This is a genomic window from Streptomyces sp. NPDC048191, assembly GCF_040652655.1.
GTDB lineage: Bacteria > Actinomycetota > Actinomycetes > Streptomycetales > Streptomycetaceae > Streptomyces.
The window spans coordinates 98,323-123,439 of the sequence record NZ_JBEZMO010000013.1; the positions used below are offsets into that span (position 1 = coordinate 98,323).

The 25,117-nt window shown below is 73.1% G+C and carries 23 protein-coding genes and 1 tRNA gene; 11 read left to right on the forward strand and 13 right to left on the reverse strand.

Features of this window, described 5'->3' with window-relative positions; all coding sequences use genetic code 11:
• Positions 1–155: 155 nt before the first annotated feature.
• The 3 genes from AB0D93_RS21885 (at position 156) to AB0D93_RS21895 (ending at position 2,573) form a co-directional block, all read left to right on the forward strand.
• Positions 156–1,133, forward strand: coding sequence for a hypothetical protein (locus AB0D93_RS21885; RefSeq protein ID WP_362121694.1), 978 nt, complete (start codon positions 156–158; stop codon positions 1,131–1,133).
• A gap of 101 nt (positions 1,134–1,234) precedes the next feature.
• Positions 1,235–1,963, forward strand: a complete 729-nt coding sequence (locus tag AB0D93_RS21890; RefSeq protein ID WP_362121695.1) for a molybdopterin-dependent oxidoreductase — start codon at positions 1,235–1,237, stop codon at positions 1,961–1,963.
• Positions 1,947–2,573, forward strand: a complete 627-nt coding sequence (locus tag AB0D93_RS21895) for a cytochrome b/b6 domain-containing protein (RefSeq protein ID WP_362121697.1) — start codon at positions 1,947–1,949, stop codon at positions 2,571–2,573. The genes AB0D93_RS21890 and AB0D93_RS21895 overlap by 17 nt, the downstream gene beginning before the upstream one ends.
• On the opposite strand, the gene AB0D93_RS21900 is transcribed toward AB0D93_RS21895, so the two are convergent.
• The 4 genes from AB0D93_RS21900 to AB0D93_RS21915 are packed head-to-tail and all read right to left on the reverse strand — an operon-like array spanning position 2,570 to position 6,341.
• Complete coding sequence (locus AB0D93_RS21900) at positions 2,570–3,595, reverse strand: L-idonate 5-dehydrogenase (RefSeq protein ID WP_362121700.1); 1,026 nt, start codon at positions 3,593–3,595, stop codon at positions 2,570–2,572. The two genes, AB0D93_RS21895 and AB0D93_RS21900, sit on opposite strands and share 4 nt — an antisense overlap.
• A gap of 14 nt (positions 3,596–3,609) precedes the next feature.
• Positions 3,610–4,371: an SDR family oxidoreductase gene (locus AB0D93_RS21905; RefSeq protein WP_362121702.1), complete on the reverse strand. Its 762-nt coding sequence runs from the start codon at positions 4,369–4,371 to the stop codon at positions 3,610–3,612.
• 13 nt (positions 4,372–4,384) lie between these two features.
• Entirely contained in the window at positions 4,385–5,782 is a 1,398-nt protein-coding gene (locus AB0D93_RS21910) for a gluconate:H+ symporter (RefSeq protein ID WP_362121704.1), read from the reverse strand.
• A 40-nt stretch (positions 5,783–5,822) separates the two neighbouring features.
• Positions 5,823–6,341, reverse strand: coding sequence for a gluconokinase (locus AB0D93_RS21915; protein ID WP_362121706.1), 519 nt, complete (start codon positions 6,339–6,341; stop codon positions 5,823–5,825).
• Between the two features lie 140 nt (positions 6,342–6,481).
• Here AB0D93_RS21915 and AB0D93_RS21920 point away from each other — a divergent pair, with 140 nt between their 5' ends.
• Complete coding sequence (locus AB0D93_RS21920; protein ID WP_362121708.1) at positions 6,482–7,183, forward strand: FadR/GntR family transcriptional regulator; 702 nt, start codon at positions 6,482–6,484, stop codon at positions 7,181–7,183.
• A 57-nt stretch (positions 7,184–7,240) separates the two neighbouring features.
• Here AB0D93_RS21920 and AB0D93_RS21925 read toward each other — a convergent pair whose 3' ends face one another.
• Positions 7,241–7,624 (reverse strand): YchJ family metal-binding protein, encoded by a 384-nt coding sequence (locus AB0D93_RS21925; RefSeq protein ID WP_362121710.1) that lies wholly within the window; start codon positions 7,622–7,624, stop codon positions 7,241–7,243.
• 116 nt (positions 7,625–7,740) lie between these two features.
• Here AB0D93_RS21925 and AB0D93_RS21930 point away from each other — a divergent pair, with 116 nt between their 5' ends.
• Entirely contained in the window at positions 7,741–8,055 is a 315-nt protein-coding gene (locus AB0D93_RS21930; RefSeq protein ID WP_362121712.1) for a dsRBD fold-containing protein, read from the forward strand.
• Between the two features lie 24 nt (positions 8,056–8,079).
• Here AB0D93_RS21930 and polX read toward each other — a convergent pair whose 3' ends face one another.
• The 4 genes from polX to AB0D93_RS21950 form a co-directional block, all read right to left on the reverse strand.
• Positions 8,080–9,801: a DNA polymerase/3'-5' exonuclease PolX gene (polX, locus tag AB0D93_RS21935; protein ID WP_362121714.1), complete on the reverse strand. Its 1,722-nt coding sequence runs from the start codon at positions 9,799–9,801 to the stop codon at positions 8,080–8,082.
• Between the two features lie 9 nt (positions 9,802–9,810).
• Complete coding sequence (locus AB0D93_RS21940; RefSeq protein ID WP_362121716.1) at positions 9,811–11,148, reverse strand: M1 family metallopeptidase; 1,338 nt, start codon at positions 11,146–11,148, stop codon at positions 9,811–9,813.
• 71 nt (positions 11,149–11,219) lie between these two features.
• Positions 11,220–15,080 (reverse strand): Pls/PosA family non-ribosomal peptide synthetase, encoded by a 3,861-nt coding sequence (locus AB0D93_RS21945; protein WP_362121718.1) that lies wholly within the window; start codon positions 15,078–15,080, stop codon positions 11,220–11,222.
• 262 nt (positions 15,081–15,342) lie between these two features.
• Positions 15,343–15,430 (reverse strand) — tRNA-Leu (locus AB0D93_RS21950).
• Between the two features lie 217 nt (positions 15,431–15,647).
• On the opposite strand from AB0D93_RS21950, the gene AB0D93_RS21955 reads away from it, so the two are divergent.
• The 3 genes from AB0D93_RS21955 (at position 15,648) to AB0D93_RS21965 (ending at position 18,369) form a co-directional block, all read left to right on the forward strand.
• Positions 15,648–16,973, forward strand: coding sequence for a M20/M25/M40 family metallo-hydrolase (locus tag AB0D93_RS21955; protein ID WP_362121720.1), 1,326 nt, complete (start codon positions 15,648–15,650; stop codon positions 16,971–16,973).
• A gap of 147 nt (positions 16,974–17,120) precedes the next feature.
• Complete coding sequence (gene chpH / locus AB0D93_RS21960) at positions 17,121–17,354, forward strand: chaplin ChpH (protein WP_031162172.1); 234 nt, start codon at positions 17,121–17,123, stop codon at positions 17,352–17,354.
• A 199-nt stretch (positions 17,355–17,553) separates the two neighbouring features.
• Positions 17,554–18,369, forward strand: coding sequence for a chaplin (locus tag AB0D93_RS21965; RefSeq protein ID WP_362121722.1), 816 nt, complete (start codon positions 17,554–17,556; stop codon positions 18,367–18,369).
• Positions 18,370–18,451: 82 nt separating this feature from the next.
• On the opposite strand, the gene AB0D93_RS21970 is transcribed toward AB0D93_RS21965, so the two are convergent.
• Positions 18,452–18,640: a DUF5703 family protein gene (locus AB0D93_RS21970; protein WP_043407302.1), complete on the reverse strand. Its 189-nt coding sequence runs from the start codon at positions 18,638–18,640 to the stop codon at positions 18,452–18,454.
• Positions 18,641–18,687: 47 nt separating this feature from the next.
• Here AB0D93_RS21970 and AB0D93_RS21975 point away from each other — a divergent pair, with 47 nt between their 5' ends.
• Positions 18,688–19,380 (forward strand): hypothetical protein, encoded by a 693-nt coding sequence (locus AB0D93_RS21975; protein WP_362121725.1) that lies wholly within the window; start codon positions 18,688–18,690, stop codon positions 19,378–19,380.
• 64 nt (positions 19,381–19,444) lie between these two features.
• Here AB0D93_RS21975 and AB0D93_RS21980 read toward each other — a convergent pair whose 3' ends face one another.
• Complete coding sequence (locus AB0D93_RS21980) at positions 19,445–21,763, reverse strand: helix-hairpin-helix domain-containing protein (protein ID WP_362121726.1); 2,319 nt, start codon at positions 21,761–21,763, stop codon at positions 19,445–19,447.
• On the reverse strand, positions 21,760–22,743 hold the full coding sequence (locus AB0D93_RS21985) for an aldo/keto reductase (RefSeq protein ID WP_362121728.1): 984 nt from the start codon (positions 22,741–22,743) through the stop codon (positions 21,760–21,762). The genes AB0D93_RS21980 and AB0D93_RS21985 overlap by 4 nt, the downstream gene beginning before the upstream one ends.
• Before the next feature lie 163 nt (positions 22,744–22,906).
• Between AB0D93_RS21985 and AB0D93_RS21990 the strand changes: the two genes are divergently transcribed.
• Positions 22,907–23,962 (forward strand): LLM class F420-dependent oxidoreductase, encoded by a 1,056-nt coding sequence (locus AB0D93_RS21990; RefSeq protein WP_362121730.1) that lies wholly within the window; start codon positions 22,907–22,909, stop codon positions 23,960–23,962.
• A 166-nt stretch (positions 23,963–24,128) separates the two neighbouring features.
• On the forward strand, positions 24,129–24,917 hold the full coding sequence (locus AB0D93_RS21995) for a ferritin-like domain-containing protein (RefSeq protein WP_362121732.1): 789 nt from the start codon (positions 24,129–24,131) through the stop codon (positions 24,915–24,917).
• 15 nt (positions 24,918–24,932) lie between these two features.
• On the opposite strand, the gene AB0D93_RS22000 is transcribed toward AB0D93_RS21995, so the two are convergent.
• Positions 24,933–25,117 (reverse strand): hypothetical protein (locus tag AB0D93_RS22000; RefSeq protein WP_362121734.1); only part of this gene is annotated, 185 nt, incomplete at its 5' end.

Genomic DNA, 25,117 nt, shown 5'->3' on the forward strand with positions numbered 1-25,117 from the left:
CCGGGCACCGCCCACCTGCGCGGAGTTCCCCAAGTTCCCTGTGCGTGACGGAAGTTGAACCCAGCAACAGCCCCGTTCCGCTTGACGCAAACCTTGGCTGGGGGTTTGCTGTGCGTGATCGGTCGATGGCAGCCCGAGAAACAGGAAGTCCCGCGGTGCCCCCACTCCCACCCCTGCTCGGCGCCGGCCGGGCCGTCACGGACCAGTCCGGCGTCACCGCCCCGGACGACTCCGGCGCCTTCGACGACGCCCTCGACGACGCCGAACTGCGCGCCGCACGCGCCGCGTTGGCCCAGGGCCGGCGGCAGGCCGCCCGCTCCCTGCTGCTGCACACGGGCGACGAATGGGACCGCCGCGGCCACCGGCTCACCGTGCTCGCCCAGGAGCCGTACGCCGTGGCCTGGGCCCGCGACTGGCTGCACGCCGAACCCGGCTCCGCCGACGCCGCCGTGCTCCACGCCCTGGCCCGGGTCCAGCGCGCCCTGCGCGGCAAGGAGGACCCCGACCGGGCCCGCGAGGCCTGCGCCACCGCCGCCGCGCACGCCCCCGCCGACCCCACCCCGTGGCTCGGCCTGCTCCTGCTGGCCCGCACCCTCGGCCCGGAGCGCGAGGTGCTCGGCGCCTTCGCCGAACTGCGCCGCCGCCACCCCGAGCACCACCACGCCCACCACCTGCTCCTCGCGCGCCTCGCGGAACGGCCCTCCGGCGGCCGGGCGGCCGAGGACCACGAGGTGTACGACCTCGCCGAGCTGGCCGCCGCCGAGGCCCCGGCCGACTCCCCGCTCGCCCTCCTGCCGGTCGTCGCGTACGCCGAGCGCTACCGGGTCCTCGCCGCCACCGGCCTGGCGCCGGCCGACCCCGCCGCCTCCGGGCACTGGTCCGGCCCCCGGGCCCGCCGGATCCTGCGCGCCTGCTTCGACTGGTGGCTGGAGTGGGAGCACGACGAACACCCCCGCCGCCACACCGACCTCAACCACCTCGCCTTCGCCCTGTCCTGCGCCGGCCGCCCGGCCGAGGCGGCGGCCCTCTTCCAGCGCATCGGCCGGCACGCCACCCCGGCCCCCTGGTCCTACGCGCACCGCGACCCGCGGGAGGCCTTCGAGGCAGCCCGCGCCCGCGCGCTGGGGCACTGAACGGCACGCCTGCGCGAGACGTACGTAAGAAGTGATTACAGAACCCTGACCACTGACCGGATTCCCTGGCCCCCCGTGGCCCCGAGTGCTCGAATGAATGCGTGAACTCTGAACAATCCGGGGAGCAGGGCGGCACACCCGTCGGCCGCCGCGTCTTCCTCGGCACCCTCGGTCTGGGCGCGCTCGGCGTGGTCGCCGCGCCCACGCTGCAACGCGGCCTGGAGGGCTTCCTCGGCGCCGTCGCCGGCAAGGACCCCACGGGCCTGACCGGCCTGCTGCCCAACGGCGGCGGCTTCCGCTACTACTCCGTCGCCGCGTCGGTGCCGCGCCTGGACGCCACGGACTACCACCTGAAGATCGGCGGCCTGGTCGACCGTCCGCACACCTACACCCTGGCCGATCTGCGTGCCCTGCCGCAGACCCGGCTGGTCAAGGACGTCCAGTGCGTCACCGGCTGGCGGGTCCCCGGCACCCCCTTCGAGGGCGTGCGCCTCGCCGACCTGCTGGACGCGGCCGGGGTGCGCCCCACCGCGAAGGCGATCCGCTTCACCTGCTTCGACGGCACCTACACCGAGAGCCTGACCCTCGAACAGGCCCGCCGGCCGGACATCCTGGTCGCGCTGCGCATGCAGGACAAGGACATCTCCCACGACCACGGCGGCCCGGTCCGCCTCTACGTCGCCCCCATGTACTTCTACAAGTCGGCCAAGTGGCTCTCCGGGATCACGGTCACCGACCGGGTCGAGCCCGGTTACTGGGAGCACCTCGGCTACGACGTCGACGCCTGGGTCGGCCGGTCGAACGGACGGACCGATGAGCCTACGAGCTGACACCCCGGCCCCGCCCAGCGCCCGGCTCCGCCGCTTCGGGCCGGTCCAGCGCTGGGTACACCGCGCCACGGCCGCGCTGATGGGCGTCTGCGTGGTCACGGCCGCCGTCCTCTACATCCCCCAGTTCGCGGTCATGGTCGGCCGCCGCGAACTGGTCGTGCGCATCCACGAGTGCGCCGGGCTCGCCCTGCCCCTCCCCGTCCTGCTCGGCCTGGCCTCCCGCGCCTTCCGCGCCGACCTGCGCCTCCTGAACCGCTTCGGCCCGCACGACCGGCTCTGGCTGCGCGCCGCCCGGCGCCGTGACAAGCGTCACTCCTCACGCCCCGCGGGCAAGTTCAACGCCGGCCAGAAGATCTACGCCGCCTGGATCGCCGGCGCCACGCTGGTCATGCTCGGCACCGGCCTGCTGATGTGGTTCACCCACCTCGCCCCCCTGATGTGGCGCACCTCGGCCACCTTCGTCCACGACTGGCTGGCCCTGACGATCGGCGTGGTCCTGGCCGGCCACATCGGCATGGCCCTGGCGGATCCCGAGGCGCGAAGGGGGCTGCGCACGGGGACGGTGAGCCAGGAGTGGGCGAAGCGGGAACACCCCCTGTGGCGTCCCTAGCCCCCGAATTCCAGCAGCACCTTGCAGGACCGGCTCCGGTCCGCCGCCAGCACGAACGCCTCCTCGGCGTCCCGTACCGGGACCACCGCACTGACCAGCCCGTCGAACTCGCCCCGAGCGGCCAGCAGTTCCAGCGCGTCGTCGAACTCCGCGTCGAACCGGAAGGCGCCACGCAGCTCGATCTCCCGGCTCACCAGCAGGTTCCCGGCGAACGGGCTCTGCCCCGGCGGCAGCATCCCGAGCTGGACGACCACGCCCCCGCGTCGCGCCAGCCGCAGACACGTGTCCAGCCCGGCCGCGACCCCCGACGCCTCGACGGCCACGTCCACCTCCTCCGGCCACCCGGCATCACCCGGATCGTCGGCCCGTACGAGAGTGTCGGCGCCGGCCACGGCCGCGTACCCGAGGGCCTGCGGGACCAGGTCGGTCACCGTCACCCGGGCCGCGCCGGCCGCCTTCGCCGCCGCGACCACCAGACACCCGATCGGCCCCGCCCCGGTCACCAGCACATGTCTGCCGGACACGTCCCCGGCCCGCCGCACCGCGTGCAGGGCCACCGCCAGCGGCTCGGCGAGCGCGGCCCGGCGCAGCCCCAGTCCGTCGGGCAGCGCCCGCAACTGCCCGGCCGGTACGGCGATCCGCTCGGCGAAGCCGCCCTGGACATGCGGGAAGCGGGCCGCGCTGCCCAGATACCGGGTGTCCCGGCACACGTTCGCCCGCCCGTCGGCGCACTCCGGGCAGCGCCCGCACGGGGTGGCCGGGTGCACGGCGACCGCCGTACCCGGCCCGGGACCGTCGGCCCCGGCGCCGTAGGACACCACCGTGCCCACCACCTCGTGCCCGAGCACCATGGGCTCCCGGAGCCGGAAGTCGCCGACCCCGCCGTGGCGCCAGTAGTGCAGGTCGGAGCCGCACACCCCGCCGTGGCGGACGGCCACCAGGGCCTCGCCCGGCCCGGGGCGGGGCGCGGGCAGCTCCGCCACCCGCAGATCGCCCGCGCCGTGGATCACACAACCCAGCATCGCCACAGCCCCTTTCAGAGCACGCTCGTCATGCCGCCGTCGACGTACAGCGTCTGACCGTTGACGAAGTCCGAGGCGGCGGAGGCCAGGAAGAGCAGGCCGCCCACCAGGTCCCCGGTGCGGCCCCAGCGTCCGGCCGGGGTGCGCCGGCGGACCCAGGAGCTGAACTCCTCGTCGTCCACCAGCGGACGGGTCAGCTCGGTCTCGATGTAGCCGGGTCCGAGCCCGTTGACCTGCACGCCGTACGGCCCCCAGTCGGCGCACATGCCCTTGGTGAGCATCTTCAGCGCACCCTTGGTGGCCGCGTACGGCGCGATGCCGGGCCGGACGACCTCGCTCTGCAGCGAGCAGATGTTGACGATCTTGCCGTGGCCGCGTTCCGTCATCCGCCGGGCGGCCTCGCGGCCGACGAGGAAGGCGCTGGTGAGGTTGGTGTCCAGGATCCGGTGCCAGTCGGCGTCGGCGAACTCCAGCAGCGGGGCGCGCAGTTGCATGCCCGCGTTGTTCACCAGGACGTCGAGCGGGCCCACCCGCTCCTCGACCTCCGCGATCCCGGCGGCCACGGCCGGACCGTCGGTCACGTCGAACACCGCCGTGCGGATGTCACCGGGGAGTTGCGCCGCCGCCTCGGCCAGCCGGCCGGCGTCGCGCCCGTTGAGGACCACCGTGCAGCCCGCCTCGGCCAGGCCCCGGGCCAGCGCGAGGCCTATGCCCCGGCTGGATCCGGTGACCAGGGCGGTGCGGCCGCCGATGTCGAAGAGAGGGTGAGCCGTCATCGTCGTACCGTCCCTAGATGACCAGCGACAGCAGCAGGACCAGGCCGCCGCCGACCACCGAGAGGATCGTCTCCATGATCGACCAGGTCTTGACGGTCTGCCCGACGCTCAGCCCGAAGTACTCCTTCACCAGCCAGAAGCCCGCGTCGTTGACGAAGCTGAAGAAGAGCGAGCCGGCGCCGATGGCGAGGACGAGCAGGGCGGTGTGGGTGGTCGACATGTCGGCCGCGAGGGGGGCCACCAGGCCCGCCGCCGAGACCGTCGCCACCGTCGCCGAACCCGTGGCGAGCCGGATCACGACCGCGATCAGCCAGGCCAGCAGCAGGGCGGGGATCGACCAGTGCCGGGAGATGTCCAGGATCATCTGGCCCACCCCGGAGTCGATCAGCGTCTGCTTGAAGCCGCCGCCCGCGCCGACGATCAGCAGGATGCCGGCGATGGGCATCAGGCCCTTCTCGACCGTCTGCTGCAGCCGCTCCTTGCTGAACCCGGCGGGCCGGCCCAGCGTGAAGAAGCCGACGATCACGGCGGCGAGCAGGGCGATCAACGGGGAGCCGATGACGTCGAAGACGCGCTGGGTCGAGTTCGCCGGGTCGTCGATGACGATGTCCACCAGCGCCTTGGCCAGCATCAGCACCACCGGGAGCAGCACCGTGGAGAGCGTCGCGCCGAAGCCCGGACGGCGCTCCAGCTCCTCCGAGGGGCGCTGCGGCAGCATCCGGTCGGGCGCCGGGACGTCCACCCAGCGGGCCGCGACCTTCGAGAACAGCGGGCCGCCGATGATCACGGTCGGAATGGCCACGAGGATGCCGAGCGCCAGCGTCACGCCCAGGTTGGCGTGCAGCGCGGCGATCGCGACCAGCGGGCCGGGGTGCGGCGGGATCAGGCCGTGCATCACGGACAGGCCGGCGAGCGCCGGGATGCCGATGCGCATCAGGGAGTAGTTGCCGCGCTTGGCGACCATGAGCACGACCGGGATCAGCAGCACGATGCCGACCTCGAAGAACAGCGGCAGGCCGATCACGGAGGCGATGAGCACCATCGCCCAGGGCATCGAGCGCCCGCCCGCCTTGGCGAGGATCGTGTCGACGATCTGGTCGGCGCCCCCGGAGTCGGCGAGGAGCTTGCCCAGGATCGCCCCGAGCGCGATCAGGACGCCCACGCCGGCCACGGTGGTGCCGAGCCCGGTGGTGAAGCTGGTGATGGCCTTGTCGAGCGGCGCTCCGGCGACCGCCCCGAGCGTCAGTGACCCGATGGTCAGCGCCAGGAAGGCATGGAGCTTGAACTTGGTGATGAGCAGGACGATCACGGCGATGCCCACCAGGACGGCTATGCCCAGCTGGGCGTGTCCGGCGGAGGTGATCGGCGGAGGTGCGTCCGCTGCCAGCATCTCGACGCTGAGTCTGGTCACGGGGGTTCCCTTGCGATAACGGGGGGACGGGGGTGAGGTGCTACTCGGATGCCACGGGAAGCGAGTCCAGCGCTCGAACGGCGCGCTCGGTGATCTCCTGCGGGCTGCCGCTGACGTCCACGGCGACTCCCGCCTCGTCCGGCTCCAGGGGCTGCAGCGTGGCGAACTGGGAGTCCAGCAGCGCGGTCGGCATGAAGTGCCCCTGCCGCTGCCTCATCCGGTCCTCGATCAGTTCGCGGTCCCCGGTGAGGTGCACGAACACGACACCGGGAGCCGAGGCCCTGAGCCGGTCGCGGTAGGACCGCTTCAGCGCCGAGCTGCTGACCACCCCGCCCAGCCCGGCCCGGCCGTGCGCCCAGTGACCGATGGCGTCCAGCCAGGGCCACCTGTCGGCGTCGTCGAGCGGGATCCCGGCCGACATCTTGTCGATGTTGGCCTGCGGGTGGAAGTCGTCGCCCTCGGCGTACGGGACGCCCAGCCGCGCGGCGAGCAGGGGACCGATCGTGGTCTTGCCCGTCCCCGCGACGCCCATCACGACGACGACCTGGGGGGTTCGCATGAGTGCCTCGCTGTCTTCCTCGACATCCGACGCCGCATCGGCGTCGCCACACTGAAACCCATTAGGTACGACGAATTCAAGAGTGTGTGACATATAAGTCTGACTTTTTCAGTCGGTGATCCACGCCGTACGCTGAGTGCATGACCACACCGGGCCGGGGGCTGCACGGCCATGTACTGGACACCCTCGGCCCCGCCATCACCGCTGGCGAGTACCCGCCGGGGAGCGTGCTGCGCACGGACGAACTCGCACAGCACTTCGAGGTGTCACGCTCGGTGATGCGCGAGGCGGTCCGCGTGCTGGAGTCCATGCACCTGGTCGAGTCCCGCCGCCGCGTGGGCGTGACCGTCCGCCCGAAGGCCGAGTGGAACGTCTACGACCCGCAGGTCATCCGCTGGCGCCTCGCCGGCGCCGACCGCCCGCACCAGCTGCGCTCGCTGACCGTGCTGCGCTCCGCGATCGAACCGGTCGCGGCCGGCCTCGCCGCCCAGCACGCCACGGCACGGCAGTGCGCCGAACTCACCGAGTGCGCACTGGGGATGGTGGCCAACTCCCGCGGCCACAAGCTGGAGGAGTACCTGGTGCACGACGTCGCCTTCCACCGGGTCATCCTGAGCGCCTCGGGCAACGAGATGTTCGCCCGGCTCGGTGACGTCGTCGCGGAGGTACTGGCCGGCCGCACCCATCACGAGGTCATGTTCGAGGACCCCGACCCCGCGGCGGTCACCCTGCACGTGCGGGTGGCGGAGGCGGTCCGTGCGGGCGACGCCGCCCGCGCCGAGCAGCTGACCCGGGAGATCACCACGGGCGCCCTGCAGGAACTGGACATCCTGGCGCCCTAGCCGGAGCCAGGAGTGCTGTCCCGGCCCGCGTGTCACCGACGTCCCGGGACGGCGCACCTAATCCAGGAAGTCCCCGTCCACGTACACCCACGCCCCGTCGACCCGCTCGAACCGGCTCCGCTCGTGCAGCGACCCACCCCGGTAGGAGGCGCGGAACGTCACCGTGCCCGTGCGGTGGAACGCGGACCCGTCGGCGGTGTCCAGGACCTCCAGGCCGGTCCACTTCATCCGGGGATCGAGGTCCAGCCGCTCGGGCCGGGTCCGCGGGTGCCAGGTGCGCAGCAGGTAGCCCGCGTTCCCCGTCACGAACGCGCTGTACCGCGAGCGCATGAGCGACTCGGCGCTCGGCGCTGCGGCCGCACCCGCGTGGAAACGGCCGCAGCAGGCGTCGTAGGGCTGGGGAAGCCCGCAGGGGCAGGTGCGCGAGGTCATGGCCACCATTGTGCCCGGGCCGTGGGAAGGCGCCCGTGCACGGCCGGGTGCACAGTGGAAGAGCCGGACCGGCAGACGACCGACGGCCCATCGCGGCACCACCCGCGGACCGAGGAGGCGGACCAATGCCCCGACCCGTGACCAGCCGTCCTCCGGCCGTCAAGGAGTGGCGGCTGAACCTGTACCTCTCCGAGCACGACCCGGACACCACCGCCCGGATCATCCTCGACACCGGCGAGAACGTCCTGGAGAGCCACGCGGAGGCCCGCCGCAACCCGTACGACCCCGACGTACCGGAGATCGGCGACGAACTCGCCGCCGGACGCGCCCTGATCGCCATGGGCCGCAGGCTGCTGCGGGCCGCCGACGGGGACATCAAGGCGGTGGGAGCCTTCGACGAGGAGGAGGACCTGTCACCCCTGTGGCTGGACCGGGAGTGACCATCTGCCGGGGGAGGGGCCCTCTCACCTCCCCTTGCGCAGGAACCGGCGCAGCCGGGTCAGCGGCCAGGTGTTGATCACCTCGTCCCGGGTGAGCCAGCCGCGCTGCGCGGTGCCGACGCCGTAGCGCAGCTGCGCGAGGTGCGGGACGGAGTGCGCGTCGGTGTTCACGGCGAACTTCACCCCGTGCTCCCTGGCGCGCAGGATGTCCTCGTCGCGCAGGTCGAGACGGTCCGGCTGGGAGTTGACCTCCAGCGCCGTACCGGTGCGCGCGCAGACCGCGAACACCTCGTCCCAGTCGGCGTCCACGCCCGGCCGCTTGCCGATCAGCCGGGTCGTCGGATGACCCAGGATGTTGACGTACGGGTTCTCGCAGGCCCGCACCAGCCGCCGGGTCATCGCCGCCCGGCCCAGGTCGAAGTGCGAGTGCAGGGAGGCGACGCACAGGTCGAAGCCGGCCAGGAACTCCTGCGGCCAGTCCACCTCGCCGTCCGGGTCGATGTTGAGCTCGGTGCCGTGCAGCAGGCGCATCCTGTGGTGGGCGCCGTCCAGCTCCCGCACCCGCTCCCGCTGGGCGAGGATCTTCTCGTCGGTCATGCGCTGCATGTACAGGTTGGGCGCGTGGTCGGTGACCGCGTAGTACGCGTGACCGCGCTCGGCGGCCGCCGCCACCATCACGTCCAGCGGGGCCAGGCCGTCCGTGAGATCGGTGTGGGTGTGCAGGTCACCGCGGATGTCCTTCTCGGTCACCACCTCGGGCAGCTCACCGTTCAGGGCCGCCTCGATCTCCCCGCGGTCCTCCCGCAGCGCCGGCGGGATCCACTCCAGCCCGAGCCGGGCGTACACCTCCTCCTCGGTGCGCGAGGCCAGCGAGTCCCCGCTCTCGGCGTCGAACAGGCCGTACTCGGACAGCTTCAGCCCCCTGTGCACGGCGATCGTGCGGGTACGGATGTTGTGCGCCTTGGAACCGGTGAAGTACTGCATCCCGGCACCCCAGGAATCCGGCGGCAGCACCCGCAGATCGACCTGGAGCCCCTTGGCCGTGCGGACCGACGTCTTCTTCGCGCCCCGCGCGACGACCTCCGCGGTGGCCGGCAGCTCGCACAGCGCCGCCATGAACGCCTCCGACCGCTTCGCCGCGACCAGGACGTCCAGGTCCCCGACCGTCTCCCGCATCCGGCGCAGCGACCCGGCGTACGCGCAGCGCTTGCACCCGGTCACCCCCGACAGCTCGGCGACGATCTCCTCGGCCGTGTCCAGCGCCAGCGACAGCGGCACCCGGGCACCCGCACGCTGGAGCAGCTCGATGCCGTGCCGGATGTTGTCCTGCGTCTTCTCCCCGAAGCCCTTCAGATCGGCCAGCGCGTCCGCCTCGATCGCCGCGGCCAGCTCGCTGACCGACGAGATGTGCAGGTCCTCGTAGAGCCGCAACGCCTTCTTCGGGCCCAGGGTGGGGATCGTGATCAGCTCCCGCACCCCGGAGGGGATCTTCGCCCGGCGCTCCTCGACCGCCGCCATCTTCCCCGTGCGCAGGTACTCGGCCACCTTGTCGGCGATCGACCTCCCCACGTTCGGGATCTCCTTCAGCCCGTCCGCGTCCAGCTTGGAGACGTCAGCCGGATACCCGCCGATGGCACGCGCCGCCTTCTCGTAGGCGCGCGCCTTGAAGGCGTCGCCCCCCGTGATCGCGATGAGGTCCGCGTACTCCCGCAGGAGCGCCTCGACCTCGTCATTGGGCCGGGCCACCCCTCAAGTCTAGGGAACGTCCCCGAGCACCGGCAGCGGCGGCAGCTCCGCCCCGTACACCCACTCCTGGAACAGCCCGGCCGTCGGCTCGCTCGCGAACCGGGCCACGTGCTCGGCGAACGCCGCCGTCGTCACCACCCCGCCCCGGTGCAGCCGCACCCAGCCGCGCAGCATGCGGAAGAACGCGTCGTCGCCCAGCGCGCAGCGCACCGCGTGCAGGGCCAGGCCGCCCCGCTCGTAGAGCCGGTCGTCGAACATCGCCTTGCGCCCCGGGTCGGCCAGCCGGAGGTCCTGCGGCAGCGTGGACAGCAACCGGTGTGCCGCGGCGGCCAGTTGCTGGGCACCACGGCCGCCCGAGCGCTCCGACCACAGCCACTCCGCGTACTTGGCGAAGCCCTCGTTCAGCCAGATGTGCCGCCAGTCGGCGATGGACACGCAGTTGCCGAACCACTGGTGCGCCAGCTCGTGCGCCACCAGCCGCTCCGAACCGCGGGCACCGTCCACGTGGTTGGAGCCGAACAGCGACAGCCCCTGTGCCTCCACGGGCACGTCGAGCTCCTCCTCGGTCACCGCGACCGCGTAACCGTCGAACGGGTACGGCCCGAACAGCTCCTGGAACAGCTCCATCATCGCGGGCTGCCGCGCGAAGTCCCGGGAGAACTCGGGCAGCAGCCGCGCCGGTATGTGCCCGTGCTGCGGCACACCGCCCGGCCCCGGGTCGCCGAGCAGCACCGTCTGGAACGTACCGATCGCCAGCCCGACGAGATAGCTGGACGTGGGCGCGGACTGCTCGTACACCCACGTCGTGGTCGAGGCCTTCGTCGTACGCGTCAGCAGGCGCCCGCCCGTGACCACCGCGTACGCGGACGGCGTGGTGACCGAGATCAGGTACGACGCCTTGTCCGCGGGCCGGTCGTTGCACGGGAACCAGGACGGCGCCCCGACCGGCTGGCTCGCCACCAGCGCCCCGTCCGTCAGTTCCTCCCAGCCGAGCCCGCCCCAGGGGCTCGCCACCGGCTTGGGATTGCCGGACCAGTGGACCTCGACCGTGAAGGCGGCCCCGGCCCGGACCGGCTTGGCCGGGCGGACCCGCAGCCGTCCGCCCCGGTGCGTGTAGTGCGGCTGCCGGCCGTCCACGCGCACCCGGCCGATCCTGAAGTCGGCCAGGTTGAGCTGGAACTCGGCCAGCGGCGCCCGGCCCGCGATGGCGTTGATCCGGGCCGTGCCGGACAGCCGGTTCGGTCCGGGCCGGTAGTCCAGCGCGAGTTCGTACCGGTGCACCCGGTACCGGGGATCGCCGTTGTCCGGGAAGTACGGGTCCGGTCCGGCCGGCTGCTGAACTGCCACTGCTGTGTCCGCTCCCTGCGCTGTGCCACCACGAGGTGCCGGTGCGCCCACCGGCCCCGGGCGGCCCGCGCTCAGGGACGCCATGCCTCGATCGGATTCCCGAGCCAGCGGGTGTCGTCCGGGACGGACTCCGCGGCCATGACGAGCGACGCGGGACCCAGGGTCGTACGGGCCCCGACCGTGCTGCCGGGCAGCACGATCCCGCCAGGGCCCAGCGTGGCGCCCTCACGGAGGATCACAGTATCCGTCCGCAAGATCCGGTCGTGGAAGAGGTGGGTCTGCAGGACGCAGCCGCGATTGACGGTGGCCGCGTCCTGAAGGGTCACCAGGTCCGTCTCCGGCAGCCAGTAGCTCTCCACCCACACGCCCCTGCCGACGCGCGCGCCGAGCCCGCGCAGCCACGCCGTCATCACCGGCGTGCCCGGCACCGCCCCGGCCAGCCACGGCACCGCCAGCACCTCCACGAAGGTGTCCGCCAGTTCGTTCCGCCAGACGAACGAACTCCACAGCGGATGCTCCCCGGCCCGGTGCCGCCCCACGAGCAGCCACTTCGCGACGATCGACACCACGGCCGCCGCGGCACCGGCCACCAGCAGCAGCAGCCCCGACAGCGGCCACGCCCACACGCCCAGCGCACACAGCGCCGCCACCGTCGCCGCGGCCAGCGCCGCCGAACACAGCACCGGCACGATCCGGCACAGCTCGACCAGCCCGCGCGCCCACAGCAGCCGGGCCGGCGGGTCGTAGGTACGGCTCCGGTCCCCGCCGGAGGCGCTGCGCGGCAGCTTCACCGGCGGCAGCCCCAGGTACGAGGTGCCCTTCTTCGCCTTCTTCGGCGTCGCCGACAGCACGCCGACCAGGCCGCCGTCCGGCACGCTCCGGCCCGGCGCCGTCATCCCGGAGTTCCCGAGGAAGGCCCGCCGCCCGATCTCCGCGCGTCCGATCCGCACCCAGCCGCCCCCCAGCTCGTACGGCGCCGTCAGCGTGTCGTCCGCCAGGAACGCCCCGTCGCCCACGGTCGTCAGGCTCGGCAGCGCGAGCACGGTCGACACCTCGGCGCCGCGCCCGATCCGCATCCCCAGCAGCCGCAGCCACACCGGCGTGACCAGCCCCGCGTACAGCGGGAACAGCACCTCCCGGGACCGGTCCATCAGCTGCGTCACGGTCCACGCCTGCCAGCCGACCCGGCTGTGCGTCGGGTACGTCCCCTCGCGCAGCCCCAGGCTGAGCGCACGCACGGCGACCAGGATCAGCAGCGCGTACGCCAGCCCGTAGGCGAGCGTGGCCGGGACCAGCCCGAGCGCCGCCCCGCGCAGGGCCTCGCCGAGCGGGCCGCCGGGCGTCACGAAGACCCGGGCGACCAGCAGCGCGGCCACCCCCGCGACCAGCGGCAGGACACCGAGCGCGACACCCGCCACGCCGTACATCACCCGCCAGTACGTGCCCCGCCGCGGCCGCTCCTTCGGCCAGTTGCGCTTGGCCCGGCCGAGCTTGACCGCGGGCGCGCCCGCCCAGCGCTGACCGGTGGGGACCTGCCCGGAGACCGCGGAGCCCGGCGCCACCTCGGCCCGCTTGCCGACGCGGGCCCCGGGGAAGAGCATGCTCCGGGTCCCGACGGTGGCGTGCGCGCCGACCTTGACCGGGCCGATCTCCAGACGGTCGCCGTCCAGCCAGTACCCGGACAGGTCGACCTCGGACTCGACGGCCGCACCCCGGCCCAGCTTGAGCATGCCGGTGACCGGCGGCAGCGAGTGCAGGTCCACGTCCTGCCCGACCTTGGCGCCCAGCGCCCGCGCGTACCGCTCCAGCCAGGACCCGGTCAGCGAGGTGGCCCCGCTGAACTCGGCCAGCCGCTCGGCGGTCCACAGCCGCAGATGCACGCTCCCGCCCCGCGGATACCGCCCGGGCGCGAGCCCCCGCAGCAGCAGTCGCGCGCCGCCCGCCGCGAGCGCGATCCGGCCGGGCGGGCTGAAGAACAGCAGCGCGCCGGCCGCGAGCAGCCACCAGGGGGCGGTCGGCAGCCAGCCGTAGCCGGGCAGCAGATTCCCGGCGGCGGCCAGGAGCACCGTCCAGCGCAGCCCGAGCAGCGTGACGAGGGGGAGCAGCAGCAGGAGCTGGGCGGCCTGGGCCCGGACCGGCACCGGCGCGACCGTGCGGGCCCTGCCGTCCTCCTGCGCCGCGGCCTCCAGCCGCCGGGCCAGCTTGCGCAGGGTGGGCTGCTGGTAGATGTCGAGGACGGCGGCGCTCGGATAGCGGGTACGCAGCCGGGTGGTGAGCTGGGCGGCGGCCAGGCTGCCGCCGCCGATCGCGAAGAAGTCGTCGTGCGCGCCGGTCACCGGGATGCCCAGGACCTCCGCCCACTGCTCGGCGAGCCAGGCCTCGGTGCCGTACAGCCCGGCCTTGGGGGCCTGCACGCCCTCCAGCGGCCAGGGCAGGGCGTTCCGGTCCACCTTCCCGGACGTCCGGGTCGGCAGCTCGGCGACGGGCGCGAGCAACGGCACCAGCGCCGCGGGCAGTTCGGCGCGCAGCCGCTCGACGGCGGCCGTGTGGTCCCAGCCGTCCTGGGTGACGACATAGCCGACGAGGAGCTGATTGCCGCTGCGGGCGGTGCGTACGGCGGCCGCGGCCCCGGCAACGCCGGGCAGCGCCTGCAGCGCGGCGTCCACCTCACCGAGCTCGATCCGCCGGCCCCCGAGCTTGATCTGCTCGTCGGCCCGGCCCAGGAAGACCAGCCCTTCGGGCTCGGCCCTGACCAGGTCACCACTGCGGTAGGCCCGCTCCCAGCCCAGCGACGGAAGCGGCGCGTACTTCTCGGCGTCCTTCTCGGGATCGAGATAGCGCGCGAGCCCGGCCCCGCCGATCACGAGCTGCCCGCTGTCACCCATGGCCACCGGCTCACCCGTCTCGTCGACGACGGCGAGCTCCCACCCGTTCAACGGCAGCCCGATCCTGATGGGCTCCTCGCCGGTCATCAGCGCCGCACAGGCCACGACGGTCGCCTCGGTCGGCCCGTAGGTGTTCCACACCTCGCGCCCCTCGGTGATCAGCCGCTGCGCCAGCTCGGGCGGGCAGGCCTCACCGCCGAAGATCAGCAGCCGTACGTCGTTCAGCGTCTCGGGCTCCCACAGCGCGGCCAGCGTGGGCACGGTGGAGACGACGGTGACCTCCTGCTCGGCCAGCCAGGGCCCCAGATCGGCACCGCTCCTGACCTGCGAACGCGGCACGGGCACCAGGCAGGCGCCGTACCGCCAGGCCAGCCACATCTCCTCGCAGGACGCGTCGAAGGCGACGGAGAGTCCCGCCATGACCCGGTCGCCGGGCCCGATCGGCTCCTCGGTGAGGAACAGGGCCGCCTCGGCGTCCACGAACGCGGCGGCGCTGCGGTGCGTGACGGCGACCCCCTTGGGCTTCCCGGTGGACCCGGAGGTGAAGATGATCCAGGCGTCGTGCCCGGTGCCGGGCCGCGCGGCCGGCGGGCCGGCGGCGCCCTGGACGGTGATGCCGTGCCCGGCCCCGACGACGGCCCGCACTCCGGCCTCCCCGAACACCAGCTCGGCCCGCTCGTCCGGGTCCTCGGCGTCCACGGGGACGTAGGCGGCACCGGCGGCGAGGACGGCGAGGACGGCGACATAGAGGTCGTTGGTCCCCGAGGGAACCCGCACCCCCACCCGGTCCCCGAGCCCGACCCCGGCAGCGGCGAGCCGCTGCCGCAGCCGCTCCACCTCGCCGGCCAGCGCCCGGTAGGTGAGACACGTCCTGCCGTCGTCCAGGGCCGGCTCGTCCGGGTGGGACCGCACGGTCGCGTCGAAGACGTCGACCAGGGTGCGCGGTGAGGCGGCGGGCCCCGAGGAGAAGCGTGCCCTGTCGCCGAACTGCGTGCGGATCTCTTCGTCGAGCAGGCCGAGAGCGTCGCTCCCGTCTATGGCTGCCATCGGGTCCTCACGTCGGGTCCGGCCGAGTAACAAGCCGGAAATATTAGTACGACGCTAGGCCCCGCCCCTTGGTACGGCCGCTCGTGAGGGCCGTACGGGTGAGTGCGGCGCTCGGGTCCCGGGGCGCTGACCAGCCGACTTCACGCCGAGTGAGAGATGGCCCACACACCGTCAAGGAGCGGGCGTCCAGGAGTGGTTGGAGGCCCCCGGCCCGGCGGCTCGGGGCAAAAGCAGAGGGCCCCTGCTGAGCAGGGGCCCTCACTGGTGTCCGAGGGGGGACTTGAACCCCCACGCCCGATAAAGGGCACTAGCACCTCAAGCTAGCGCGTCTGCCATTCCGCCACCCGGACAAGGTGTCTGTCGTGCGGGGGACCCTTTTGGCGGGGTTTCCCTCGCGGCGACGAAGGAAACATTACCAGGCTTTCGGGGGTGGCTGATCACCCCCCGCCCCCGGCGTCCCGAGGCGCGTGAACGGCGTGTGACGGGCCGGGACCGGTCTTGGGCCGAGGGCGGGGGCGGAGGCAGGATGAGGAGGACCACCAGCAGCGACAGCGCGGGAGGAAGCACGTGAGCGAGACGGACACGGCCAGGAGCGTCACCGGCGAGGACGAGGTCGTGGACCTCTGCCGCGAGCTGATCAGGTTCGACACCAGCAACTACGGCGACCACTCCGGCCCCGGCGAACGCCAGGCGGCCGAGTGGGTCGCCGAGAAGCTCGCCGAGGTCGGTCTGGAGCCGGAGATCTACGAGTCGCACCCGGGTCGCGCCTCGACCGTGGCCCGCATCGAGGGGGAGGACCCGTCCCGGCCCGCGCTGCTGATCCACGGGCACCTGGACGTCGTACCGGCCAATGCCGACGACTGGACCCGCCACCCGTTCTCCGGCGAGATCGCCGACGGGTGCGTGTGGGGGCGCGGCGCGGTCGACATGAAGGACATGGACGCCATGACCCTCGCGGTCGTGCGCGACCGCCTCAGGAGCGGGCGGCGGCCGCCGCGGGACGTCGTGGTCGCCTTCCTCGCCGACGAGGAGGCGGGCGGTACGTACGGCGCCCGTCACCTGGTCGACAACCACCCCGGGCTGTTCGAGGGCGTCACCGAGGCGATCAGCGAGGTCGGCGGCTTCTCGTTCACGGTGAACGAGCAGCGCCGGCTCTATCTGATCCAGACGGCCGAGAAGGGCATGCACTGGATGAAGCTGACCGTGGCGGGCACCGCCGGGCACGGCTCCATGATCCACCGGGACAACGCCATCACCGAGCTGTCCGAGGCCGTGGCCCGGGTCGGCCGGCACAAGTTCCCGGTGCGGGTCACCAAGACCACCCGGGCCTTCCTCGACGAGCTGGGCGACGCGCTCGGCACCGAGCTGGACCCGGAGGACATGGAGTCCACCCTGCTCCGGCTCGGCGGCATCGCCAAGTTCATCGGCGCGACCCTGAGCAACACCGCGAACCCGACCCAGCTGAACGCCGGTTACAAGGTCAACGTCATCCCGGGCGAGGCCACGGCGCACATCGACGGCCGGTTCCTGCCGGGCCACGAGGAGGAGTTCCTGAGCGACCTGGACCGGCTGCTGGGACCGCTCGTGCGGCGCGAGGACGTGCATTCCGACAAGGCCGTCGAGACCGGCTTCGACGGGGCGCTGGTGGAGGCCATGCAGTCCGCGCTGGTCGCCGAGGACCCCACGGCCAAGGCGATCCCCTACATGCTCTCCGGCGGCACCGACGCCAAGTCGTTCGACGACCTCGGCATCCGCGGCTTCGGCTTCGCCCCGCTGAAGCTGCCGCCGGAGCTGGACTTCGCCGGCATGTTCCACGGCGTGGACGAGCGGGTGCCGGTGGAGGGGCTGCAGTTCGGCGTGCGGGTGCTCGACCGGTTCATCGACGCGTCGTGAGGCCCTGGCCCGGGGAATTCGGGCAGCCGTACGAGATCGACTGAGAAGGGTGAATCGGACCATAAGCTCGTAGCTCCATTACTCCCTCCTCGTTACTGGTGGTGTGATCCCCGCACCTTGGGATCGCATTGCCAACAAGGAGGAATAATGATCAAGAAGGTCGTCGCTGCTGCGGCTGCCACCGGTGGGCTGGTTCTCGCGGGCGCGGGCCTCGCCGTCGCCGACTCCGGTGCCCAGGGTGCCGCCGTGCACTCCCCGGGTGTCGTCTCCGGCAACGTCATTCAGGTGCCCGTGCACGTGCCGGTGAACGTCTGCGGCAACACGGTCAACGTGATCGGGCTCCTGAACCCCGCCTTCGGCAACACCTGCGTCAACAAGTGACGTCGGCTCCCTGAGAGGACTCCTCTCGGGAGCCGTCCCGAGGGGATCGCACACGCGAGCCGTCCTCAGGGGGCGTCTTTTACGAGCCGTCGGCCCCGGAGTGCGCGCCATGCGCTCCGGGGCCGACCGGTCTTTTCGACACCGGCCCGATCTCCGGGACCGGTCAATTCGCGCAAACGAAGGCAGGGGGGAACTCAGCATGCGACACAGCACCCGCAAGGGCTTGATGACCATGGCCGCGGCGACCGGTGTGATCGCCGCCGCGAGCGGCTACGCGCACGCCGACGCGGGCGCGTTCGGCACCGCCACCGGCTCACCCGGCGTACTCTCCGGCAACACGGTGCAGGCACCGGTGCACGTGCCGGTGAACGTCTGCGGCAACACCGTGAACGTCGTCGGGCTGCTCAATCCGGCCGTGGGCAACAGTTGTGCCAACCACGGCGGCACTTCGGGCAGCCACGGCGGCTCCGGCGGCTCGCACGCGGGCGGCCACACCAGCGGTTCGCCCGGCGTCGGCTCCGGCAACACCGTGCAGGTGCCGATCGACGTCCCGGTGAACGTCTGCGGCAACAGCGTCAACGTCATCGGGGCGGGCAACGCCACCACGGGCAACGACTGCGCCAACGGAGGCGGCGGTCACCACCACGGCAACCCGCCCGGACAGCCGGGGCACCCCGGTCACCCGGGCCACCCCGGTCACCCCGGTCATCCGGGCCACCCTGGTCACCCCGGTCACCCGGGCCACCCGGGCCACCCGGGTCACCCGGGTCACCCGGGTAAGCCGACCCACCCGGGAAACCCGACGACCCCGCCCGGCCAGAACGGCCACACGCCGCAGGGGCCCCACGGGTCCACCCAGGTCCACCAGTCGGGCGGCCGCTCCACCCAGCCCCTGACCGGCGACCAGCTCGCACACACCGGAAGCGATCTGCCGCTGGGCCTCGCGCTGCCGGTCGGCGCGGGCGCGCTGCTCGCGGGCGCGGTGCTCTACCGCAAGGCGCGGGCCGCGGCCTAGTCCGCGGCACCAGGCACGGAGTGCGGTGAACGGAGCGGGCCCTGCCATCCCGGCGGGGTCCGCTCCGTTCAGGTGTTCGGCCTCACCACGTGGCACGCACCTGGCGGATGATCCGCCGGCGCAACCGCACCTTGCGGCTGCCGTCGCGCAGCAGGCTCAGTCGGTCCAACTCCCAGTGTCCGTACTCGGCATGGTCCGTCAGCAGACGCGTGGCCTCCTTGCGGGACACCCCGCGAGGCACGTACACGTCGACAAATTCGTATTCCGGCATCGCATCTATTGTGCGGGCTGGGGCCCGGTACGGATAGCGTCTGCACTATGTCTGATGCTGCGCAGCCCACCGCTGCCGAGGTACGAGCCGCCGCCGAGGCGGTCAAGACCGCGCTCGACCGTCATCTGGCCGCGGTCGAACGCAGGTCGGGGGAGGACGACCCGGCCGTCTTGGAGGCGTTCAACCAGCTGGCCGCGGCCGCCGAGGCGTACGACGAACTGCTCTACGACCGCCACGACGAGGTCACGCCCTTCGAGATCCCGAGCGCGGAGGAGACCCTGCCGCCGTACGCGGGCCCCGAGGAACCGAGCGCGATCAGCGTGCTGATCCGCCGCGACTACGCGGTGGTGGAACCCCAGCGGCTGCTGGCGCAGGCCCAGCGCATCGAGGCGGCGGAGTACGAGGCCGCGGGCGGCCTTGCCGAGGACGCCGCCGGGACGGTTCCGGGGGCGCTGGGCATCCTGTTCGGCGAGTTCGAACCGGACGAGATCGCCTCCCGGCACAAGGAGTTCGGCCTGGAGGAGGGCGACTCCACGCTCTGGGTCACCGCGTCGGACGAGGCCCCCGAGGCGGGGGAGTGGCTGGAGGCGCCGTTCGAGCACATCGATGCCCAAGGGGTGGTGTGCCGGTTCGACGTCAGCGCCGTCTTCGACGACGAGGACGAGTCCGACGAGGAGGACGACCTCGAGTTCGTCGAGGACGAGGACGACGAGGCCGAGGCCAAGGTCACCGAGAGGTGACGTCCGTCGGCGGTGCCGGGGCCCGGGGCCGGTTCGGCACCGCCGGACGAGGGATCCGGAAGAGCTACGCGGGCACCTGCGTGCGCAGCAGTGTCTGCAGACGGGTCGTGCGGGGCTTGGCCGGCGTCTGAGCCACCGCCTTCGGCAGGACCTGCTCCACGCCGTGGACCACGGACAGGTGCCGCTCCGCCCGGCCGAACGCCGTGTACACCCAGGGCCTGCTGAGCGCCTGTGCGGCGTCGCCGGGCAGCACGACGACCGCCGCCGGCCAGCGCGTTCCCACCGCCTGGTGCGCGGTCACCGCCCAGCCGTGCCGTACGGCGCCCTCCACCCGCTCGCGCGGTACGACCACCGGGGCGCCCGCGCAGGACAGGTGCAGCCCTTCGGCGTCGGCTTTCACCACCACGCCCGGCACCGTACGCCCCGCAGCGGGGGAGTAGGTGATCCGGTCGCCGGGGTCGAAGCCGCCGAAGCGGCCGGGGCCGGGATTGAGGCGTTCCTTCAGTGCCGCGTTGAGGGCGCGGGTGCCGGCGGCGCCGCCGTGCCCCGGAGTGATCACCACGGTCTGGTCGGCCGGGACACCGATCGCCCGCGGCACCGAGTCCGCGACCAGCTGGACGGTCCGGTGCACGGCCTCGCCCGGGTCCCGCACCGGGACGATGACGATCTCCTTGCCCGGCGCGGCGACCTGGTTCAGCTCGCCGACACCGATGCCCGAGACCAGTTCGCCGATCGGCCCCGGATCGGGGACACGGGAGGCGATCTGCGGGCAGACCCGGGCGGCGAGCAGGTCGGCGAAGACCCGGCCCGGACCGGCCGACCACAGCACCGCCGGGTCGCCGCTGAGCAGCAGCCGGGCCCCGTCGGGCAGCGACTCGACCAGCATCGCGGCGCTCTCCACGTCGAGCTGCGGTGCGTCCAGCACGATCAGCAGGTCCAGTTCCAGCGCGCCGTCCGCGTCCCGGGCCGGACCCTCGGCCCCGGCCAGCAGACCGGCGACCGTGCCCACGCTCCGCTCCGCGCCCGGCAGCAGCGCGGCGAGGCGGTCGCGTCCGGCGGGCGTGTGGCACGCGGCGAACGCCCGCAGGCCGGCGGCGCGCACGGCGCCGAGGACCGCGGCCGGTTCGGCGCGGGCCGCCTCCCCGCCGGTGTGCAGCACCAGGCCGTGCCCGGCGACCGCCCGGACCAGGTCGGCCGCGCCGCCGGAGACCGCGTCGGCGGCCGTCCCCCAGGCCTGCCCGGTCTCCTTCGGCAGTGAGTTGACCAGGCGGGCCAGGCCGTCGGCGAGGCTCTCCTCGGCCAGCGCGTACCGCTCCAGGCCGACGAGGACCCGGACCGGCCGCTCCTCCTCGTCCTCCCCCTCTTCCGCCACCTGCGGGGCGGCGGCTCCCGGTTCCTCCAGGGCGTCCTGGAAAGCCAGGGCCTCGCCCTCCGCGAGCGTGCCCTGCACCGCGGTGTCGGGGTCCGGCACGCTCTGCCGGCCCAGGGCCGCGGTCAGCGTGGGCAGGTCGAGGGCGGTGTGCCCGGCCAGCGCCGCCTGCTCCAGCAGCCACACGGTGATCGCCCGGCCCCGCCGCTCGTCCCCCGGGCCGCAGGCGGAGCCGAGCAGCGCCCGCGCGAAACCGTCGGCCCGGTCGGGCCGTACGCCGCTGATCCGCAGCAGCTGCCAGGGGTCCTCGCGCAGCGCCGCGTCGGCGCCCTCGCCGAGCGCCGCGGCCACCTGCGGAGCCAGAGCCTCGGGCGCGCCGCCCTCGGCCAGCACGCGGCTGACGCCCTCCACCGTCTCCGCCGCCGGGGCGCCGGGGGCGACGGCGGCCGGTGCGGGTGCGGACTGCGGACGGCGCACGGGCTCCGGGGCCGGGCGGCGGGGCTGCGGCGTGGGTTCGGCGAACACCGTGGCCACCGGCTTCTCGCCGCTCTCCACCGCGCGCACCGCCGCGAGCAGGTCGGCCGCCGTGCCACTGAGCTTGGCGCCGCTCTCGATCGGGGCCCTCTTCTCCGCCTTGCGCCGCTCGATGCGCTCCCGCTCGACCCGCTGCGCGGCCAACTCGGCCTCGGCCTCGGACACCTGGGCGGAACCGGTGCTGTCGCCCCCCGTCCCGGACGGCTCCACCGAGCCGGCAGGTTCGCCCTCGGTCCCGGGCTCCTGGGCGGGGTCCGTCCCTTCGCCCTCCGACCCGGACTCCGGCACGGAGGCCGCTTCTTCGCCCTCGGTGCCGCTCGCGCCGACGACGCCGTCGCCGTCGGCCCTCCCGGCCTGCTCCTCCGCCGCCTCCCGGTCGTCCGCACGGCTCTCCCCGGGCGCGGCCTCCTCGCCCGGGGTCCCGGATGTGTCCGGTGTCCCGGGCCCGGTTTCCTCCGTGGTCTCCGGCTCCGTGCTCACAGCGTGCTCCAGTCGTGATCGGGATAGCGGTGCACGGGCGCCGACACATCGTCCAGCGCCCGGCAGATCTCGTCAGGAAGACTAAGGGCCTCCACTGACAATGCCGCCGTGAGCTGCTGCGCGTTGCGCGCTCCGACGATCGGCGCGGCCACACCGGGCCGGTCCCGCACCCAGGCGAGGGCCACCTGCAGCGGGGTGACGGCGAGCCCGTCGGCGGCCGTCGTCACCGCGTCCACGATGCGGGTCCCGGTGTCGTCCAGATACGGCTCGACGAACGGCGCCAGGTGCTCGGAGGCGCCGCGCGAGTCGGGGGGAGTGGCACGCCGGTACTTGCCCGTCAGCACGCCCCGGCCGAGCGGTGAGGAGGGCAGCAGACCGACGCCGAGGTCGAGCGCGGCGGGCAGCACCTCCCGCTCCACGCCCCGCTGCAGCAGCGAGTACTCCATCTGCGTGCTGGCCAGCCGCGTGCGCATGCCCGGCGCGGCAAGCTGCCAGGTGGCTGCCTTGGCGAGCTGCCAGCCGCAGAAGTTGGACACGCCCGCGTACCGGGCGCGGCCGCTGCTGACGGCTATGTCGAGGGCCTGGAGCGTCTCCTCCAGCGGCGTCGCGGAGTCGAAGGCGTGCACGTGCCACACATCGACGTGGTCCGTGCCCAGCCGGGCCAGGGAGGCGTCGAGCGCGGCGAGCAGATGGCCGCGGGAGCCGTCGAAGCGGCGGTCGGGGTCGGGGACGCTGCCCGCCTTGGTCGAGATCACCAGGTCCCGGCGCGGCACCAGGCCGTCCATCAGCTGCCCGAGCAGATACTCCGCCTCTCCGTCGCCGTACACGTCCGCGGTGTCGACGAGGGTGCCGCCGGCCTCCCAGAACGCCTTCAGCATGTCCGCGGCGTCATGCTCGTCGGTGTCCCGGCCCCAGGTGAGGGTGCCGAGTCCGATCCGGGACACGCGCAGGCCGGTACGGCCGAGATGCCTCTGCTCCATGCGGGCGAGATTACTGGCCAGAGCCCGTGCGGTGGGTGGCCTGTGGACAACCGGCGTCGGCGGGTTCCCCGTGCGGACGCGCAGGTGGCTCTGCCCCCGACCCCCGCCCCCGCGCTAAGGTCACTCCCACAGGGACGTTACTCATGGGTAAGGGGAATCGGCCATGCAGCTCGGGATCAACCTCGGCTACTGGGGTGCCGGAATGGACGGGGACAACCTGGCCGTCGCGCAGGAGGCCGACCGGCTGGGCTTCGCCGTGTGCTGGGCCGCCGAGGCCTACGGCTCCGACGCGGCGACGGTGCTGTCCTGGGTCGCCGCCCAGACCGAGCGCATTGACGTGGGCTCGGCCATCTTCCAGATTCCGGCCCGCCAGCCCGCGATGACCGCGATGACGGCGGCCACGCTTGACTCGCTCTCCGGCGGCCGCTTCCGGCTCGGCCTCGGCGTCTCCGGCCCGCAGGTCTCCGAGGGCTGGTACGGCGTCAAGTTCGACAAGCCCCTCGCCCGCACCCGCGAGTACGTGGAGATCGTGCGCAGGGCCATGACCCGGGAGCGGCTGACGTATGAGGGCGAGCACTGGACGCTGCCGCTGCCCGGCGGTCCCGGCAAGCCGATCAAGCTGACCGTGCACCCGCAGCGTGAGCACATCCCGCTGTACATCGCCGCGATCGGCCCGAAGAACCTGGAGCAGACGGGCGAGATCGCCGACGGCGCCCTGCTGATCTTCCCCTCCGCGGACCACCTCGAGGAGACCACGCTCAAGTACCTGCGCGCGGGCCGCGAGAAGGCCGGCAGGACACTCGACGGTTTCGACGTGTGCCCGACGCTGCCGATCGCCGTCGGGGACGACAAGGACGTGGCCCGCCTCGCCGACATCTTCCGCCCCTACACGGCGCTGTACGTCGGTGGCATGGGCAGCGCCAAGCAGAACTTCTACAACCAGCTCGCGCAGCGCATGGGGTACGGGAAGGAAGCCGCCGAGATCCAGGAGAAGTACCTGTCCGGCGACAAGCAGGGCGCCGCGGCCGCGGTCCCGCAGGACCTCATCGACCGGACGGCACTGCTGGGTTCCGTCGACCGCATCGCCGACCGGATGAAGGCTTACGCCGCCGCCGGTGTCACCACGCTCAGCCTGTCACCGGCCGGATTCACGCTGGAGGAGCGGCTCGCCTCGCTGCGGGCCGGCAGCGAGGCCCTGGAGCGCGCCGGCCTGGCGTAGGGAGCTTCAGCGGCCGTGGTGGGGGCTCGGGGGTCTTCCCCGCCACGGCCGTCACCGGGAACAACGCGCCGGGCGCCGCCCGGTTACGACCCCGGAGTTCCTTCTTTCGGCCGAGCCGCCGGACGTCCGTGTTGCGGCTCCCCTTTGCCCGCCTTTGACTCGTTTCATGCTGTCGGCCAAGAGTCTGTTCCAGGAGATCCTCGACCACGACGAGTCGTTCCGGCTCTTCTGCTCCATCGCCGCGGGCGGAGAGGCCCAGGGCGGCTGGGAGAACGGACGGATCGCCACGCTGGTCCCGTCGGCCGAACGCGCGCTGGCTCCGAAGATCGCCCGCCACGGCGCCGACGAGGACAAGCACGGACGTGTCTTCCGCGCCCTGCTGAAGAAGCGCGGCCTCATCCCCGCCGCCGTACCGCCCGAGACCGACTACACGATGCTCCTGGAGCGGCGCGGCATCGGCCTCGCCCACGCCCGGCTCCGGCGTGACGAACCGCTCGGCGAACGGGACATCATCGTCTACCTCTCCCACAGCCGCGTCACCGAACAGCGGGCCTCCGAGCAGATGCGGTTCCTGCTGCGGCACTTCGCCGACCATCCCGAGGTCGGCAGGGCCGTACGCCTGATCGCGGTCGACGAGGACAACCACCTCGCCTACACCCACGAGGAACTGCTGCGGTTCGCCGCCGCCGGGCACGGCCGGCTGATCCAGCGCACCCTGCGCGAGTGCGCCCTCGCCGAGATCCGCGTCCACCGGGACGTCAGCCTCGCCGTCATGGCCCACATGGGCCGCATCCTCGGCTGGCCCAGGACCAAGTGCGTCCTGCTCGCGGCCGGTATCCGGGCGGTGTACGTCTACGAGCGCCTCGCCGGCTGGCGCCGCATGGTCAGCCTCAGCCTGCCCGCGCGCCGCGACCCGCTCGGCGGTCCCGCGACGCCCGCCCACGAGTTCGCCTGAGCCCCGAGCAGCCGGTCACAGCCAGCCGCGCCGCTTGAACTGCTGGTACAGCAGTACCGCATCCTCAGCCGGCCCAGGACCAAGTGCGTCCTGCTCGCGGCCGGCATCCGGGCGGTGTACGTCTACGAGCGCCTCGCCGGCTGGCGCCGCATGGTCAGCCTCAGCCTGCCCGCGCGCCGCGACCCGCTCGGCGGTCCCGC